We start from the raw sequence: 15266 nt of genomic DNA, 5'->3' as shown, positions 1-15266 counted from the left end.
TCTCCCGCAGGCATGGAGCGGCGCCCTGCCGCTTCCTGGAAATAGTTGGAGCATGATGTCGTCCGAAAACCGTGTACACTTTTCGGCATCATGCGCTGAAAGCTCAATCAAAAACAGGAGGACGGCATGCAGATCAATCGTACGGCTTCGGCTCACTGGACCGGTGGCCTCAAGGACGGAAGAGGCCTGATCTCGACACAGAGCGGCGCCCTGAAGGATTATCCCTACGGCTTCGCGAGCCGCTTCGAAGGCGTTGCCGGCACCAACCCGGAAGAACTGATCGGTGCCGCCCATGCCGGCTGCTTCACCATGGCGCTGTCGTTGATCCTCGGGGAAGCCGGCTTTACCGCCGAGCATATGGAAACCTCTGCCAAGGTAACGCTCGAAAGCGTCGAGGGCGGCTTTGCCATTACCGCCATCCATCTTTCGCTCTCCGGCCGTATTCCCGGTGCCGATGAGGCGACCTTCACCGAACTCGCCAACAAGGCAAAGGCCGGCTGCCCGGTTTCCAAGGCGCTCGCCTCCGTTCCGATCACACTCGACGTCAAGATCGTCTGACACGTCATTTCATTGACCAGGTGCCGCGCGCTTCTCGCCGCGGCACTTTCCATTTGTCGCCTGCATTATCGGGTCCGCCTATCCCGAAGTCGTCGGCTGTCGGCATGACGCGGGCGGTACAGGCCTTCTCACCGCTAGATTGTCGCTTCCGCCGGATCGTGCTCGTCCCTCGACAATTTGTGCTGCGCCGCGGCATATTGACAAATAACGTCTTATATTTTACGACTGACGAAATTCGAAAATCGTCAGTCGTAAAATCAGGCCTCGGAACTTATGAACGACCTCGCGGAAAATACACTCGACATCACGCGGCAGGAGAATGTCACGCGGATTCTCGATTCGGCCGAGCGGCTGTTCCGTCACTATGGCTACAGCAAGACGACGGTGGCCGACATCGCCCGCGACCTCGGCATGTCGCCGGCCAATATTTATCGCTTCTTCGCCTCCAAGGTTGAGATACACCAGGCGCTCTGCGGGCGCATGCTCGCCATGTGCTATCAGATCGCCTACGACGTCCGCCATCAGCCGGCCAGCGCCAGCGAAAGGCTGCGCCGCTATGTCGAGACCCAGTATCAGTGGACGCTGGATGTGATGCTCGACGAGACGAAGGTGCACGAGATGATCATCGTCGCGATTGAGCGCGACTGGCATGTCATCGAAAAACATATCGACCGCGTTCATGATCTCATCGCCGAAATCATTGCCGAAGGCATTGCATCCGGCGAGTTCGCCGAGCAGGACCCGGTCGTTGCCTCGCGCTGCTTCGGCGCGGCGACGAACACGCTCTGCCATCCGCAGATGGTGGCGCAATGTCTTGCCAAAACGAACCGCGCGAGCGTCGACGAACTGATCGACTACGTGATCAGGGCGCTGAAGAAATAATGGACGGCGGGCGCCGTCGAAACCCCCGAAACGATCCAGGAGTGCGGAAGATGTTTTCGCTCAAGACCCTCAGCCATCGCATGCCGTCCGTCGCCAGTCTCGTGCTCGTGGGCGCCATCGGCATCGGCGTTTCCGCCTGCTCGGAAGAGAAGGCTGAGGTCAAGGAAGTCATCCGGCCGGTGAAGGTCGTCGAGATCGCCAAGGCCGGGGACACGCGCAAGCTCGATTATTCGGGTTCGGTCAAGGCGCGCACGGAGATGAACCTCGGGTTTCGCGTCGCCGGCAAGATCACCGAACGCCTCGTCGATATCGGCGACCGGGTGACGCCGGGCGACGTTCTCGCCCGCGTCGATGCCACGGACTACCAGCTGGCGGTCCGGACGGCGGAAGCCAATCTCGCCTCGGCGGAAAGGGGCGTCGAAACCACCGATCTCGTCAACAAACGCGCCGAGCAGCTTTTCGACAAGAGCGTCGCCCCGAAGTCGCAGGTCGAACAGGCTTCGCTCAGCCATGACCAGGCGATCTCACAGCGCGATGCCGCACTTTCCGCGCTCGACCAGGCGAAGAACCAGGTGAGCTATACCGAGCTCAAGGCCGGTCAGAACGGCATCGTCACTGCGATTAATGCCGATACCGGCCAGGTCGTCGGTTCCGGCACCGCCGTCGTCACGGTTGCGGTCGACGGCGAGAAGGAAGTGCAGATCGCCGTTCCGGAAAACGACATTGCCGAATTCAAGCCGGGCAAGACAGTCAAGGCAAGCTTCTGGGCCGACGACAGGCTGGTACTCGACGGCAAGGTGCGGGAAGTTTCCGGCAGCGCCGACCAGCAGTCGCGCACGTTCGCCGTCCGGGTGAGCCTGCCGAACGATCCGCGCGTGCTTCTCGGCATGACGGCGACGATCGAGGCCGAGGTCAGCAATGGCAGCAGCTATGTCTCGATCCCGCTCAGCGCCCTGGCTGAAAAGGACGGCAAGCAGATGGTCTGGACCGTCGACCGCGACACGGCGACCGTACATGGCCGCGACATCAAGGTCGCCGATTTCACCGGTGACGGCGTGCATGTGACCGAGGGTCTCGATAGCGGCGATCTCGTCGTTTCGGCCGGCACGCAGTTCATGAGCGAGAACCTGAAGGTGAAAGTGCCGGACCAGCAGTCGGCCCTGGCCGCCACGGACCAGGCCGTGCGCTGATCGCGCCATAGGATAGGGAACAAGACCATGGACGCCACCACCACCGAAAAGCGGCCCTTCAATCTGTCGCGCTGGGCAATCGGACATCCGAGCATCGCCCGCTTCCTCTTCGGGCTGATCATCGTCACCGGCGTGCTCGGCCTAATGCGCATGGGCCAGCGCGAGGACCCCGAATTCACCTTCCGCGTCATGGTTGTTCAGGCGATCTGGCCAGGTGCTTCCATTCAGGAAATGGAAGATCAGGTCGTCAACAAGATCGAGCGCAAGCTGCAGGAAACGCCGCATATCGACTGGGTCAAGTCCTATACGCGGGCGGGCAGTGCGATCATCACCCTGCAGGTCAAGGGCGACACGAATTCGCAAGAGGTGGCGGATGCCTTCTACCAGGTGCGCAAGAAGGTCGGCGACATCTCCAACGAGTTGCCGCAGGGGCTGCTCGGCCCTTATTTCAACGACGAGTTCGGCGATACCTTCATCACGCTGCATTCGATCAGCGGCGACGGCTATTCCTATCCGGAACTGAAGAAATTCGCGATCCAGGCGCGCGACATGCTGCTGACGACGCCGGGCGTCGAGAAAGCGGTCATCATCGGCGACCAGCCTGAGAAGATCTATGTCGACGTCTCATCCAAGGCGCTCGCCGAGCGCGGCCTGACGATCCTCGATCTGCAGAATGCCATCAAGGGCCAGAACAATGTCGATCCGGCAGGCTCGGTCGATACCGGCCTGCGGTCGGTGCGCATATCGGTCGAAGGCGACGTCAAGAAAGCAGCCGACATCCGCGAACTGCGCCTTCGCGCCGGCGGTCAGGTGACGCGCCTCGGCGATATCGCCACCGTCAGTTCCGGGCTCGAAGATCCCTACCAGCGCAAGTACCGTTTCAACGGCCACGACAGCGTTCAAGTCGGCGTCGTGATGGCCAAGGGCTTCAATGTGACCGATGTCGGCAAGGGCGTGGAGGCGACCTATCAGCGCTTCGAGGAGGCGCTGCCCTACGGCGTTGCCGTCGATCAGATCGCCAACCAGCCCGACGTGGTGACGGATGCTGTCAGCGAATTCATGCATGCGCTCGGCGAAGCTCTCATCATCGTGCTGGTCGTCTCGTTCGTGTCGATCGGCTGGCGATCGGGCCTCGTCATCGCCATCGCCATTCCGTTGGTGCTCGCCGCCACCTTTGCGCTGATGTACGAACTCGGCATCGATCTGCAGCGCATCTCGCTCGGCGCGCTGATCATCGCGCTCGGCCTGCTTGTCGACGATGCGATGATCGTCGTCGAGATGATGGAGCGAAAGCTGGAGGAGGGGCTCGTCAAGATCGAAGCGGCAAGCTTCGCCTATTCCTCGACCGCCTTCCCGATGCTGACGGGCACGCTGATCACCACGGCCGGCTTCATTCCCGTCGGCTTCGCCGCCTCGACGGCCGGCGAATATGTGCGCTCGCTGTTCTACGTCGTCGGCATCGCGCTCGTCACCTCGTGGTTCGTCGCGGTCTACTTCACGCCGTGGCTCGGCTATATGATCCTCAAGCAGCGCCATCATGCCGGCGAGCATCGCGACGCCTTCGACACCGGCTTTTACCGTCGGCTGCGCGGCACGGTCGGCTGGGCGGTGCGCCACCGCGTCATCGTGCTGCTGCTGACGCTCGGCACCTTCGTCACCAGCCTCTGGGCCTTCCAGTTCATTCCGCAGAATTTCTTCCCGCAATCCTCGCGGCCGGAAATTCTCGTCGATCTCTGGCTACCCGAGGGCACCAGCATTCGGGAAGTCGAGGTGCAGGCAAAGGCGCTCGAAGCCAAGATGATGGATGATCCCGACAAGCGGTTCATCGCCACCTATATCGGCGAAGGCGCGCCGCGCTTCTTTCTGCCGCTCGACCAGCAGCTGCGCAATCCGAACTTCGCCCAGCTGCTCGTCATGGCCAATGACGAACCGGCACGCGAGCGGCTGATCGTCAAGCTGCGGACGATCCTTGCGGAAGACTTCCCCGACATTCGCGGCAAGGTCGACCGCCTCTTCCTCGGTCCGCCGACCGGCTGGCCGGTGCAGATGCGCGTCATGGGTCCCGACCGCCAGGAAGTCAGGGAGATCGCCGATCAGGTAAAGGCGCGCTTCCAGGCCAACCCGGAGCTCGGCGCCATCCATGACGACTGGCTGGAAGAGGTGCCGGCGATGAAGCTGGTGATCGACCAGGACCGCGCCCGGGCACTCGGCGTCACTTCGCAGCGCGTACGCCAGGTGCTGCAGACCGCCATGTCGGGGACGTCGCTCGACGATTTCCGTGACGGCGAGGAGACGGTCTCGATCGTCGCTCGCGAGCCGAATTCCAGCCGTTCGCTGCTGTCGGCCGTCAATTCCGTCTATGTGCCGACGGACTTCGGCAGTTTCGTGCCCGTTTCGCAGGTCGCCAAGGTCGTGCCCGTCATGGAGCAGGGCGTCGAATGGCGTCGCGACCGGCTGCCGACGATCACCGTGCGCGCCACGCTGCCGGACGGCGTGCAGCCGAACGACGTGGTGATGAAGATGTATGCCGACATGAAGGACCTGCGCGACAGCCTGCCGGCCGGCTACAATGTCGAGATCCAGGGCGGCGCCGAGGATGCGGCGGAGAGCCAGATGTCGATTGCCGCCAAGGCGCCGATCATGCTCGCCGTCATCATCGTGCTGCTGATGATACAGCTGCAGCATTTCGGCAAGGCGATGCTGGTGCTCGCCACCGGCCCGCTCGGGATCATCGGTGCGGCGGCCGCATTGCTGATCAGCGGCGCGCCTTTCGGCTTCGTGGCGATCCTCGGCGTCATCGCCCTGCTCGGCATCATCATGCGCAACTCGATCATCCTGGTCGATCAGATCGATCAGGATATCAAGGCCGGCATGCACCGGCAGGAGGCGATCGTCGGTGCTGCCGTGCGGCGTTTCCGGCCGATCATGCTGACGGCGCTGACCGCGGTGCTGGCGCTGATCCCGATTTCGCGCGGCGTCTTCTGGGGCCCGCTCGCCTACGCGATGATGGGCGGCATCCTGGTTGCCACAGTGCTTACCATTCTGGTTCTGCCCGCCGGTTACGCCCTCTTCTTCGGCCGGGAGCCGAAGGCAAAGGACGAGCCAGGCCAGCATGCCGACGCCATCCAGGAAGAGGCGGATGACAGATATCCGCCGGCGTTGGCAGCAGAGTGAGGACGGCGCGGCGAAAGCCGCGCCGTTTTCTTGCAGGGTCAGCTCTCCGTCAAAGCACGCTGCTGCTTAGCCCCGGCTCGGCAGCCAGCCTTTGAACGGCTCATCGCTGTCCGCTCCGCCTCGGACCCGGGCCACGATTCCATTGCCGCCTCGAAAAAGCTAAGCTGCGAAAGCATGCCGGGAGACCAACCGCGATCCCGGCCACTCAGCGACGAGGCAGGGCACGACCATGGCCGATTACCATCTGGAAGCAAGCTGGAGCCCGATCGAGGACAGTTTCGGGCGCCTCACCTTCACGCTTTTCAATCTTTCGGCAGAGCTGCTGTCCGGCTTCTCGCTCGCCTATACGTCAGAGACGCGGGTTGCCGACAAACATGTCTGCGACGGCGGCAGCCTCAGGCGGCAGGTCGCGCATTTCCACGAATTCCTGCCGCCCGAAGGGCTGAGCGTGCCGCCCGGCGGGCGCTGGCGGTTCACCGTCGAGGGGCTGACCAGGGCGCCGAAACATATGACATCAGGCGTCAAATCGGCCTATCTGACACTTGGCGACGGACGTCACGTTCCTGTTGGTTTCGGCGATCTCATGCTCGATGGCCGGGATGCTGACGTGGCGCCGCCGCTTCTGCCGCCGGGCCGCGCCGAGGAACCTTATTCGCTGCTGCCTTGGCCGCTGGCGCTTGGGCTGAAGGCGGGAGAGCTGCCGGTCGTCCTTTATCCCACAGAGCGGACGCGGCCCGATGCGGTCAAGGCGCTTTCGCTGGTTCTGGAGCTTTACCAGCGGCTCTATCCGGCCGACAATATGCCGTTTTCCCTCAGTGCCGTCGAAGGCGGGCGGGCCATTCGTTTCGTTACCGAATCGTCGATCGCCGCCTCTGCTTACGAATTGCGTTTTACGGCGCATGAGATCGTGCTTTCGAGTGCGGATACGGCCGGGCGGCATTACGGGCTGATCAGCCTGGCGCAACTGCTGCACGGCGCCGGCGCCGATCGCGAGCGCTTCAAATTCCCCAATTTTGGCACAATCGCCGACCAGCCGCGTTATGACTGGCGCGGCTGCCATCTCGATGTGTCCAGGCAGTTCTATCCGGTGGCAGACGTCGTGCGGCTGATCGATATTCTCGCCTGGAACAAGCTCAACATCTTCCACTGGCATCTGACCGACGACGAAGCGTGGCGGCTGGAGATCAAGGCCTATCCGGCGCTGACGGAGATCGGTGCCCGGCACGGGCCGGATGAAGTGCTCGTGCCGCAGCTCGGCGACGGAGCTGAGACGCGCTCCGGCCATTACACGCAGCAGGACGCCGGGCGGATCGTTGCGCATGCAGCCTCGCTGCATATCAAAGTGGTGCCGGAAATCGATATTCCGGGCCACAGCATGGCGACGCTGTTCTCGTTGCCCGAACTCGTCGACGGGCAGGAGGCGCCTGATAGTTACCGCTCGGTGCAGGGTTATCCAAACAACGCCCTCAATCCGGCGGTGGAATTCACCTATGAATTTCTCGGCAAGGTGTTCGATGAGATGGTGACGCTGTTTCCCGGCGAATATCTTCATATCGGCGGCGACGAGGTGGCGCATGGCTCCTGGCTTTCCTCGCCGCTCTGCAAGGTGCTGATGGAGCGGGAGAAACTTGCCGGCACTGCCGAGCTGCAATCCTATTTCCTGAAACGTATCAAAGCCATGCTGTCGGAGCGCGGCAGGAAGCTCGCCGGTTGGAACGAGGTCTCGCATGGCGGCGGCGTCGATCGCGACGGCACGCTGCTGATGGCTTGGGAAAAGCCCGCCGTCGGCATCGAGCTCGCGCAAGAAGGTTACGACGTGGTGATGACACCGGGGCAGGCCTATTATCTCGACATGGCGCAGGCGGAGGCCTGGGCCGAGCCGGGCGCCAGCTGGGCGGGCCACGCACCGCCGGAACACACCTATGCTTACGAGGCCGAGGGCGAGCTGCCGGAGGCGCTGCAGGAGAAGATGCGCGGCATCCAGGCCTGTATCTGGACCGAGAACTTCGTCTCGCGCGCCTATTTCAACCGGCTGGTTTTTCCGCGTCTCCCGGCAATCGCCGAGGCTGCCTGGACGCCTTTGGCGCGCAAGGACTGGGATCGGTTCGCAGCAATCGTGCGGATGTGGCCGGTGCTTTAAGGAATGGCTGCGGACGGAAGATCGCTTCGCACTTTTCGCGGAATTGCTTCAGTCCGCCTGGGCCTTCAGTCCCAGCAGTGCCGCGCCGATCAGACCGGGTTCGATGCGGCATTCGCTGCGCACCACCAGCGGGCGATCGAGCTTGCGCAGGATGCGGGCGCGCACCGCGTGGTCGAGCGCGGCAAGCAGCGGCTCGGCATTGGAAAGCCCACCGCCGACAGGCACGATGGTCGCGCCGGTGATGTTGATCGTCAGCGCCAAGGGCGAGGCGACGAGATCGACATAGACGTCGATCGTCCGTGTCGCCTTCTCCTCTCCATGGCGCCACTGAGCGATGATCTCCTCGCTGGCAAGGTCGAGATCGTGCAGCGTCTTGTGCAGGCGCTCGAGGCCGCGGGCGCCGCCGACGGTGTCGACGCAGCCCCTCTGGCCGCAACCGCAGGCATAAGCGGGAATGGCGACCGGCGGGTTGCCGGCCGCGGATGCGATGATCGGCCCGTGACCCCATTCGCCGGCAAAGCCGCCGGCCTCGTTGACGAGGCGCCCGTCGGCAACCAGGCCGCCGCCGACGCCGGTGCCGAGGATGGCGCCGAAGACGATGCGGTGGCCGCGGCCGGCGCCGAGACCGGCTTCGGCCATCGCGAAACAGTCGGCATCGTTGGCGATCAGCACCGGCAGACCGAGTTCGGCTTCGAGATCGGCGCCAAGCGTGCGTTCGTGGATGCAGGGAATGTTGGCGCAGATCAGGCGCTGCGTATCGGGATCGACGACGCCGGCGATGGAGAGGGCGATGCCGTTCGGTTGTTGGCCGGTTTCGGCGATGATGTCGTGCAGGGTCTCGACGAAAGCGGCAAAATCATCCCTGGGCGTCGGGCGGCGGCCGAGGGGAACGATGTCTGTCTCGGAACGAGCGATGCCGCCCTTGATGGCGGTGCCGCCGATGTCGAATGAAATGATCATTGCCACTCTGCCGTTTCTCTCCCGCGTCTGCTTGCATTGTTGGCGGGGAATTTCAAGCGCTCATTCGGCGGCGGTGTCGCCGGGTTTAGGGTCGTGCCGTGTGGCACCTCCGCTGTTCTGCCGGACATCTCTCCTACAAGTGGGGAGATCAGATAGGCGGGACGGGTTTCCGTCCCCGCAAGTCATTCAATTGGCATATTGCATCGCCAGAATCCGGCCCTACACTTTCATCAACTGCCGGACCCACGACCATCGATACGAGAGAAAACAGTACCATCCGAAGACCACGTCCCAAAGGCCGCCGCCTCTCATCCATTTTGCGGCAAATGGCCGCCGATCAAAGCCGCGAACGGATCTCGATCGGCGATCTGTTCGACACGATGGGCGACAGGGCGATCAGCGCGTTGATGCTGATCTTCGCGCTTCCGAACGCCTTTCCTACGCCGCCGGGCACCTCGGCCGTGCTCGGGGCGCCATTGGTCTTCCTGGCAGCGCAACTGACCTTTGGGCTGAAACCCTGGCTACCGAAGGTGATTGCCAACCGTTCGATGCGCCGGGAGGATTTCGAGGCCATTGTCGGCCGCATCTACCGCTGGCTCGCCTGGGCCGAACGCATGCTGAAACCAAGGCTTGCGATCTTCGCCGAACCGCCGGCGGAATATCTTGCGGGGGCGGCATGCCTGCTGCTGGCGATCGTGCTGCTGCTGCCGGTCCCGCTCGGCAACATGCTGCCGGCGATCACGATCTCGGTCTTCGCCTTCGGCATATTGGGCCGTGACGGTCTCTTCGCGCTCATCGGCTTCGTGATGACGGCCGTGTCGCTCGTCGTCGCCGGCGGGGTGATTTACGGTCTCGTGAAGGCGGCGATCTATCTCGTCGTGCAATGGTTTGCCTAAACGGAGTTTGCTTGAGTGATGGCCGTTATTTGGCGAGGCTCTTTGCAATAGGCTCGACATTTGCCGGAATTTTGTTTTGATCTGGCGCGATACAGACTCAAATCATGTTCGGCGCCGGCCCGCCGGCTCACTTTGCGCGATAGGCATTAGATGGTAAAAAGATCCGAGACCCCCGCACGGCTGGACGATGCGGCGCGTGCCGGCTGGCTCTATTACGTCGCCGGGCGCACGCAGGATGAAATCGCCGCGGCGATGGGCATTTCACGACAATCGGCGCAGCGGCTGGTGTCGCTGGCGGTCGCCGAGCGCCTGATCAAGGTGCGGCTCGATCATCCGATCGCCGCCTGCCTGGAACTCGGCAATCAGCTGCGTCGGAAATTCGGGCTGAAACATGTGGAGGTGGTGCCGAGCGATCCCGCGTCGTCGTCGACGACGGTCGGTATTGCCGAGGCGGCCGCGGCCGAGATCGAGCGGTGGCTGAAACGGCCGGAGCCGATCGTACTCGCCATCGGGACCGGCCGCACGCTGAAGGCGGCCGTCGACCAGCTTCCGGCGATCGAATGTCCCAATCACCGCATCGTTTCGCTGACCGGCAATATTGCCCCGGACGGATCGGCCGCCTATTACAACGTCATCTTCAGCATGGCCGATGCCGTGAAGGCGCGGCACTATCCGATGCCGTTGCCGGTGCTCGTCACCTCGGCGGAGGAGCGGGAGCTGCTGCATGGCCAGCAGCTGGTACGCTCGACGCTTAATATAAGCGCGCAAGCCGATGTCACCTTCGTCGGCATCGGCGAGCTCGGCATCGATGGGCCACTCTGCGTCGATGGTTTTCTCGAGAAGGACGAGATGATGGAACTGATGCGCGGGGGTGCTGTCGGCGAAATCTGCGGCTGGATCTTCGATGTCGACGGCAGGTTGATCGACAACCCGATCAACGAGCGCGTCGCATCTGCCCCGATCCCGTCCCGCGATGCATCGATGGTCATTGGGCTGGCCAAGGGCAAGCGCAAGTTCAAGGCGATCAGGGCCGCCGTTGTCGGTCATCAAATCAATGCTCTGATCACTGACGAAGAGACGGCCGAGTTTTTGCTCAAGAGCTGAGCAAAAAATATCCGATTTAAATCAAGGGTATCACTACTGCCTTCGGCGTTGCAGCAACGATTGCCGATTGACATTCTTTATCGTTTGTTGAGTAATTGCCCATGAGCGAAGCGAATGCTCACACCCCATCTTCTGGGAGGAAGATTATGACATTGAGAACTTTTCTGCTGGGCGCCTGCTCAGCACTGGCGTTTGCCGGCATGGCTTCGGCCGAGACACTGACAATCGCGACCGTGAACAACGGCGACATGATCCGGATGCAGAAGTTGACGGATGATTTCAAGGCGAAGAATCCCGGCATCGACCTTGAATGGGTAACGCTCGAAGAAAACGTGCTGCGCCAGAAGGTCACGACCGACATCGCGACCAAGGGCGGCCAGTACGACGTCTTGACGATCGGCACTTATGAAGTGCCGATCTGGGCAAAACAGGGCTGGCTGGTGCCGCTCGACAATCTCGGCGCCAACTACGACGTCGACGACCTGCTGCCGGCGATCCGCAGCGGCCTGACCGTGGACGGCAAGCTCTATGCGGCGCCGTTCTACGGCGAAAGCTCGATGGTCATGTACCGCAAGGACCTGTTCGACGCCGCCGGCCTGAAGATGCCGGACGCGCCGACCTGGGACTTCATTGCCGACGCTGCCCGCAAGATCACCAACAAGGACAAGGAAGTCTACGGCATCTGCCTGCGCGGCAAGGCCGGCTGGGGCGAGAACATGGCCTTCCTGACGGCCATGTCCAATTCCTTCGGCGCACGCTGGTTTGACGAGAAGTGGAAGCCGCAGTTCGATCAGCCGGAATGGAAGGACACGCTCGACTTCTACGTCAAGCTGATGAAGGATGCAGGCCCTCCTGGCGCCTCCTCCAACGGCTTCAACGAGAACCTGGCGCTGTTCCAGACCGGCAAGTGCGGCATGTGGATCGACGCAACGGTTGCCGCTTCCTTCGTCGCCGATCCGAAGCAGTCGCAGGTCGCCGACAAGGTCGGCTTCGCGCTCGCCCCGGACAAGGGCCTCGGCAAGCGCGGCAACTGGCTCTGGGCCTGGAGCCTTGCCATCCCGGCAGGTTCGCAGAAGGCCGAAGCTGCCGAGAAGTTCGTCGCCTGGGCCACGAGCAAGGAATACAGCAACCTCGTCGCCGAGAAGGAAGGTTGGCTGAACGCACCTCCGGGCACTCGCAAATCTCTCTACGCGAATGCGGACTACCAGAAGGCGGCTCCCTTCGCCAAGATGACGCTCGACTCGATCGAGTCGGCCGACCCGACCAAGCCGACCGTCAAGCCGGTCCCCTATGTCGGCGTCCAGTTCGTGGCGATCCCGGAATTCCAGGGCATCGGCACGGCAGTGGGTCAGCAGTTCTCGGCAGCCCTTGCCGGCCAGCTTTCGGTCGACCAGGCCCTGAAGAGCGCACAGCAACTGGCAACCCGCGAAATGACCAAGGCCGGTTACATAAAATAGAACCTCCCGAGCAAGAGGCGGATACTTGACATTCCGCCTCTCTGGGCCGCCGATTGCCCGAACTGCATCGGCGGCCTCTTTTTTCAGACATAGCTGCCTTGCGGCCGCTCCCCGCTTCAGTCCAGATCGGTGATTGCCATGGCAACCTTACACACCCGCTCCTCCGCGCGTCTGATGATTGCGCCCTCCGTGCTGCTGCTTTTTGCATGGATGATCGTCCCACTTGCGATGACGATCTATTTCTCGATGCTGAACTACAATCTGCTCAGCCCCGGCATGGAGAGCTTCGTCGGCTTTCTGAACTACGAATATTTCCTATCCGATCCGGCCTTCATCGCCGCGCTGGTCAATACGCTGCTGCTCGTGGCCGGCGTTCTATTGATCACCGTCATCGGTGGTATCGCCTTTGCGCTGCTGCTCGACCAGCCGATGTACGGCCAGGGCATCGTGCGCATCCTGGTGATCGCGCCGTTCTTCGTCATGCCGACGGTGGCAGCACTCGTCTGGAAGAACATGTTCATGAACCCGGTCAACGGGTTGTTTGCCCATCTTGCCAAGGCGATCGGCTTGCAGCCGATCGATTGGCTGGCGAATGCGCCGCTGTTTTCCGTCATTCTGATCGTCGCCTGGCAGTGGCTGCCCTTTGCCACCCTCATCATGTTGACCGCGTTGCAGTCGCTCGACGAGGAGCAGAAGGAAGCCTCCGAAATGGATGGCGCCGGTCCGATCTCGAAGTTCATCTACATCATCCTGCCGCACATGGCGCGTGCCATCACCGTGGTGATCCTGATCCAGACGATCTTCCTGCTTTCGGTCTTTGCCGAAATCCTCGTCACCACCAACGGCGGACCGGGCACCGACAGCACCAACCTCACCTACCTCGTCTATGCCCAGGCGCTGCTGCAGTTCGATATCGGCGGGGCATCGGCCGGCGGTATCGTGGCTGTTATCCTCGCCAATATCGTCGCGATCTTCCTCGTGCGCCTCGTCGGCAAGAATCTGGAGGCTTGAGATGGCCAGAAAAGTCACAACGAAGCGCAAGCTCATCGTCACCGCGATCGCCTGGACGCTCGGTATCCTGATCTTCTTCCCGATCCTGTGGACGTTCCTGACCAGCTTCAAGTCGGAAGCCGACGCCATTACCTCGCCGCCGCAGTTCCTGTTCTTCCACTGGACGACGGAAAACTATGCCGAGGTGCAGAGCCGGTCGAACTATCTCAGCCACTTCATGAACTCGGTGATCATCTCCTTCGGCTCGACGCTGATCGGCCTGATCATTGCCATTCCGGCCGCCTGGGCGATGGCGTTTTCGCCGACCAAGCGGACCAAGGACGTGCTGATGTGGATGCTGTCGACCAAGATGATGCCACCTGTGGGCGCACTGATCCCGATCTATCTGATGTTCCGCAATTCGGGTCTACTCGATACGCGCACCGGCCTGGTGGTCGTGCTGACGCTGATCAACCTGCCGATCATCGTCTGGATGCTCTATACCTACTTCAAGGAAATCCCCGGCGAGATCCTCGAAGCGGCCCGCATGGACGGAGCGTCGCTGATGAAGGAAATCGTCTACGTGCTGACGCCGATGGCCGTGCCCGGCATTGCCTCGACGCTGCTTTTGAACATCATTCTTGCCTGGAACGAGGCGTTCTGGACGCTCAACCTCACCGCCTCGAAGGCGGCGCCGCTGACGGCCTTCATCGCCTCCTATTCCAGCCCCGAGGGCCTGTTCTACGCCAAGCTGTCGGCGGCATCGACGATGGCGATCGCGCCGATCCTGATCCTTGGCTGGTTCAGCCAGAAACAACTCGTCCGCGGCCTGACCTTCGGCGCTGTGAAATAAGATAAAAGGGAGAGAAACATGGGCAGCATTACCCTTCAGAAGGTTTCCAAGGTCTTCGGCGAAGCCAAGGTCATCCCGTCGATCGATCTCGACATCAAGGACGGCGAGTTCGTCGTCTTCGTCGGCCCGTCGGGCTGCGGCAAGTCCACGCTGCTCAGGCTGATCGCCGGGCTCGAAGACGTCTCGGGCGGCAAGATTGTCATCGACGGCCGGGACGCCACCGAAAAGGCGCCGTCTGAGCGCGGCCTTGCCATGGTGTTCCAGTCCTATGCGCTTTATCCGCATATGAGCGTGCGCAACAACATCGCCTTCCCGCTGAAGATGGCCGGCATCAACAAGGCGGAGATCGACCGCAAGGTGACGGATGCGGCCCGGGTGCTCAACCTCACCGACTATCTCGAGCGCAAGCCGCGCCAGCTTTCCGGCGGCCAGCGCCAGCGCGTGGCGATCGGCCGCGCCATTGTGCGCCAGCCTTCGGCCTTCCTCTTCGATGAACCGCTGTCGAACCTCGATGCGGCGCTGCGCGTCAATATGCGCCTCGAAATCAGCGAGTTGCATCAGCAGTTGAAGACGACGATGGTCTATGTCACCCACGACCAGGTCGAGGCGATGACCATGGCCGACAAGATCGTCGTCCTGAACGGGGGCAATATCGAGCAGGTCGGCTCGCCGCTCGAACTCTACAGCCGCCCCCGCAACCTCTTCGTCGCCGGCTTCATCGGATCACCCAAGATGAACTTCATCACCGGCCAGCACGCCGCCGCGCTCAACGCTCATACCATCGGCGTCCGGCCCGAACATGTGCTGTTGTCGATGGAGAGCGGCGATTGGAAGGGCAGGGTCGTGGTCGCCGAACATCTTGGTTCCGACACCTTCCTGCATATCGATGCCGACAGCATCGGCATGGTGACGGCGCGCGGTAGCGGCGACTTCCCGGCCAAAGCGGGAGACACGGTTTTCCTGACGCCGGACCGTTCGCGTATTCACAAATTCAACGAGGGCGGTCTTGCCATTTGAAGCGGACCGCGGGTGGGGGCAGGCATGCGAGCCGGACGATGGCGC

At 62.2% G+C, this 15266-nt stretch carries 12 protein-coding genes; 11 read left to right on the top strand and 1 reads right to left on the bottom strand.

Annotation, left to right across the window (positions count from 1 at the left end; genetic code table 11):
- Positions 1-126: 126 nt before the first annotated feature.
- From N1937_RS19485 to N1937_RS19465, 5 genes are all read left to right on the top strand, one after another.
- A complete protein-coding gene (locus tag N1937_RS19485; RefSeq protein ID WP_170257601.1) occupies positions 127-558 on the top strand; it encodes an OsmC family protein in 432 nt (143 codons plus the stop codon).
- Between the two features lie 273 nt (positions 559-831).
- Positions 832-1440: a TetR family transcriptional regulator gene (locus N1937_RS19480; RefSeq protein WP_170282091.1), complete on the top strand. Its 609-nt coding sequence runs from the start codon at positions 832-834 to the stop codon at positions 1438-1440.
- Positions 1441-1490: 50 nt separating this feature from the next.
- Positions 1491-2630 carry an efflux RND transporter periplasmic adaptor subunit gene (locus N1937_RS19475; RefSeq protein WP_222384496.1) on the top strand — a complete coding sequence of 380 codons (1140 nt, stop codon included), beginning with the start codon at positions 1491-1493 and terminating at the stop codon, positions 2628-2630.
- A 27-nt stretch (positions 2631-2657) separates the two neighbouring features.
- Positions 2658-5804 carry an efflux RND transporter permease subunit gene (locus tag N1937_RS19470; protein ID WP_170277015.1) on the top strand — a complete coding sequence of 1049 codons (3147 nt, stop codon included), beginning with the start codon at positions 2658-2660 and terminating at the stop codon, positions 5802-5804.
- Positions 5805-6033: 229 nt separating this feature from the next.
- Positions 6034-7944 (top strand): beta-N-acetylhexosaminidase, encoded by a 1911-nt coding sequence (locus N1937_RS19465; protein ID WP_260056784.1) that lies wholly within the window; start codon positions 6034-6036, stop codon positions 7942-7944.
- A gap of 48 nt (positions 7945-7992) precedes the next feature.
- Here N1937_RS19465 and N1937_RS19460 read toward each other — a convergent pair whose 3' ends face one another.
- A complete protein-coding gene (locus tag N1937_RS19460) occupies positions 7993-8904 on the bottom strand; it encodes an ROK family protein (RefSeq protein ID WP_260056783.1) in 912 nt (303 codons plus the stop codon).
- Positions 8905-9230: 326 nt separating this feature from the next.
- Between N1937_RS19460 and N1937_RS19455 the strand changes: the two genes are divergently transcribed.
- The 6 genes from N1937_RS19455 (at position 9231) to N1937_RS19430 (ending at position 15221) form a co-directional block, all read left to right on the top strand.
- A complete protein-coding gene (locus N1937_RS19455) occupies positions 9231-9800 on the top strand; it encodes an exopolysaccharide biosynthesis protein (RefSeq protein WP_246730980.1) in 570 nt (189 codons plus the stop codon).
- 150 nt (positions 9801-9950) lie between these two features.
- A complete protein-coding gene (locus N1937_RS19450; RefSeq protein ID WP_017967990.1) occupies positions 9951-10904 on the top strand; it encodes a sugar-binding transcriptional regulator in 954 nt (317 codons plus the stop codon).
- Positions 10905-11050: 146 nt separating this feature from the next.
- Positions 11051-12361 (top strand): ABC transporter substrate-binding protein, encoded by a 1311-nt coding sequence (locus N1937_RS19445; RefSeq protein WP_017967989.1) that lies wholly within the window; start codon positions 11051-11053, stop codon positions 12359-12361.
- A gap of 138 nt (positions 12362-12499) precedes the next feature.
- Positions 12500-13372 (top strand): carbohydrate ABC transporter permease, encoded by an 873-nt coding sequence (locus N1937_RS19440; protein WP_017967988.1) that lies wholly within the window; start codon positions 12500-12502, stop codon positions 13370-13372.
- Between the two features lies 1 nt (position 13373).
- On the top strand, positions 13374-14204 hold the full coding sequence (locus tag N1937_RS19435) for a carbohydrate ABC transporter permease (RefSeq protein WP_260056782.1): 831 nt from the start codon (positions 13374-13376) through the stop codon (positions 14202-14204).
- Positions 14205-14222: 18 nt separating this feature from the next.
- Positions 14223-15221, top strand: a complete 999-nt coding sequence (locus N1937_RS19430) for an ABC transporter ATP-binding protein (RefSeq protein ID WP_222384500.1) — start codon at positions 14223-14225, stop codon at positions 15219-15221.
- Positions 15222-15266: the final 45 nt, after the last annotated feature.

The organism is Rhizobium sp. WSM4643 (assembly GCF_025152745.1).
Classification (GTDB): Bacteria; Pseudomonadota; Alphaproteobacteria; order Rhizobiales; family Rhizobiaceae; genus Rhizobium; species Rhizobium leguminosarum_I.
The sequence above is the reverse complement of the archived record's forward strand: the minus strand, read 5'-3'. Positions and strand labels throughout refer to the sequence as shown.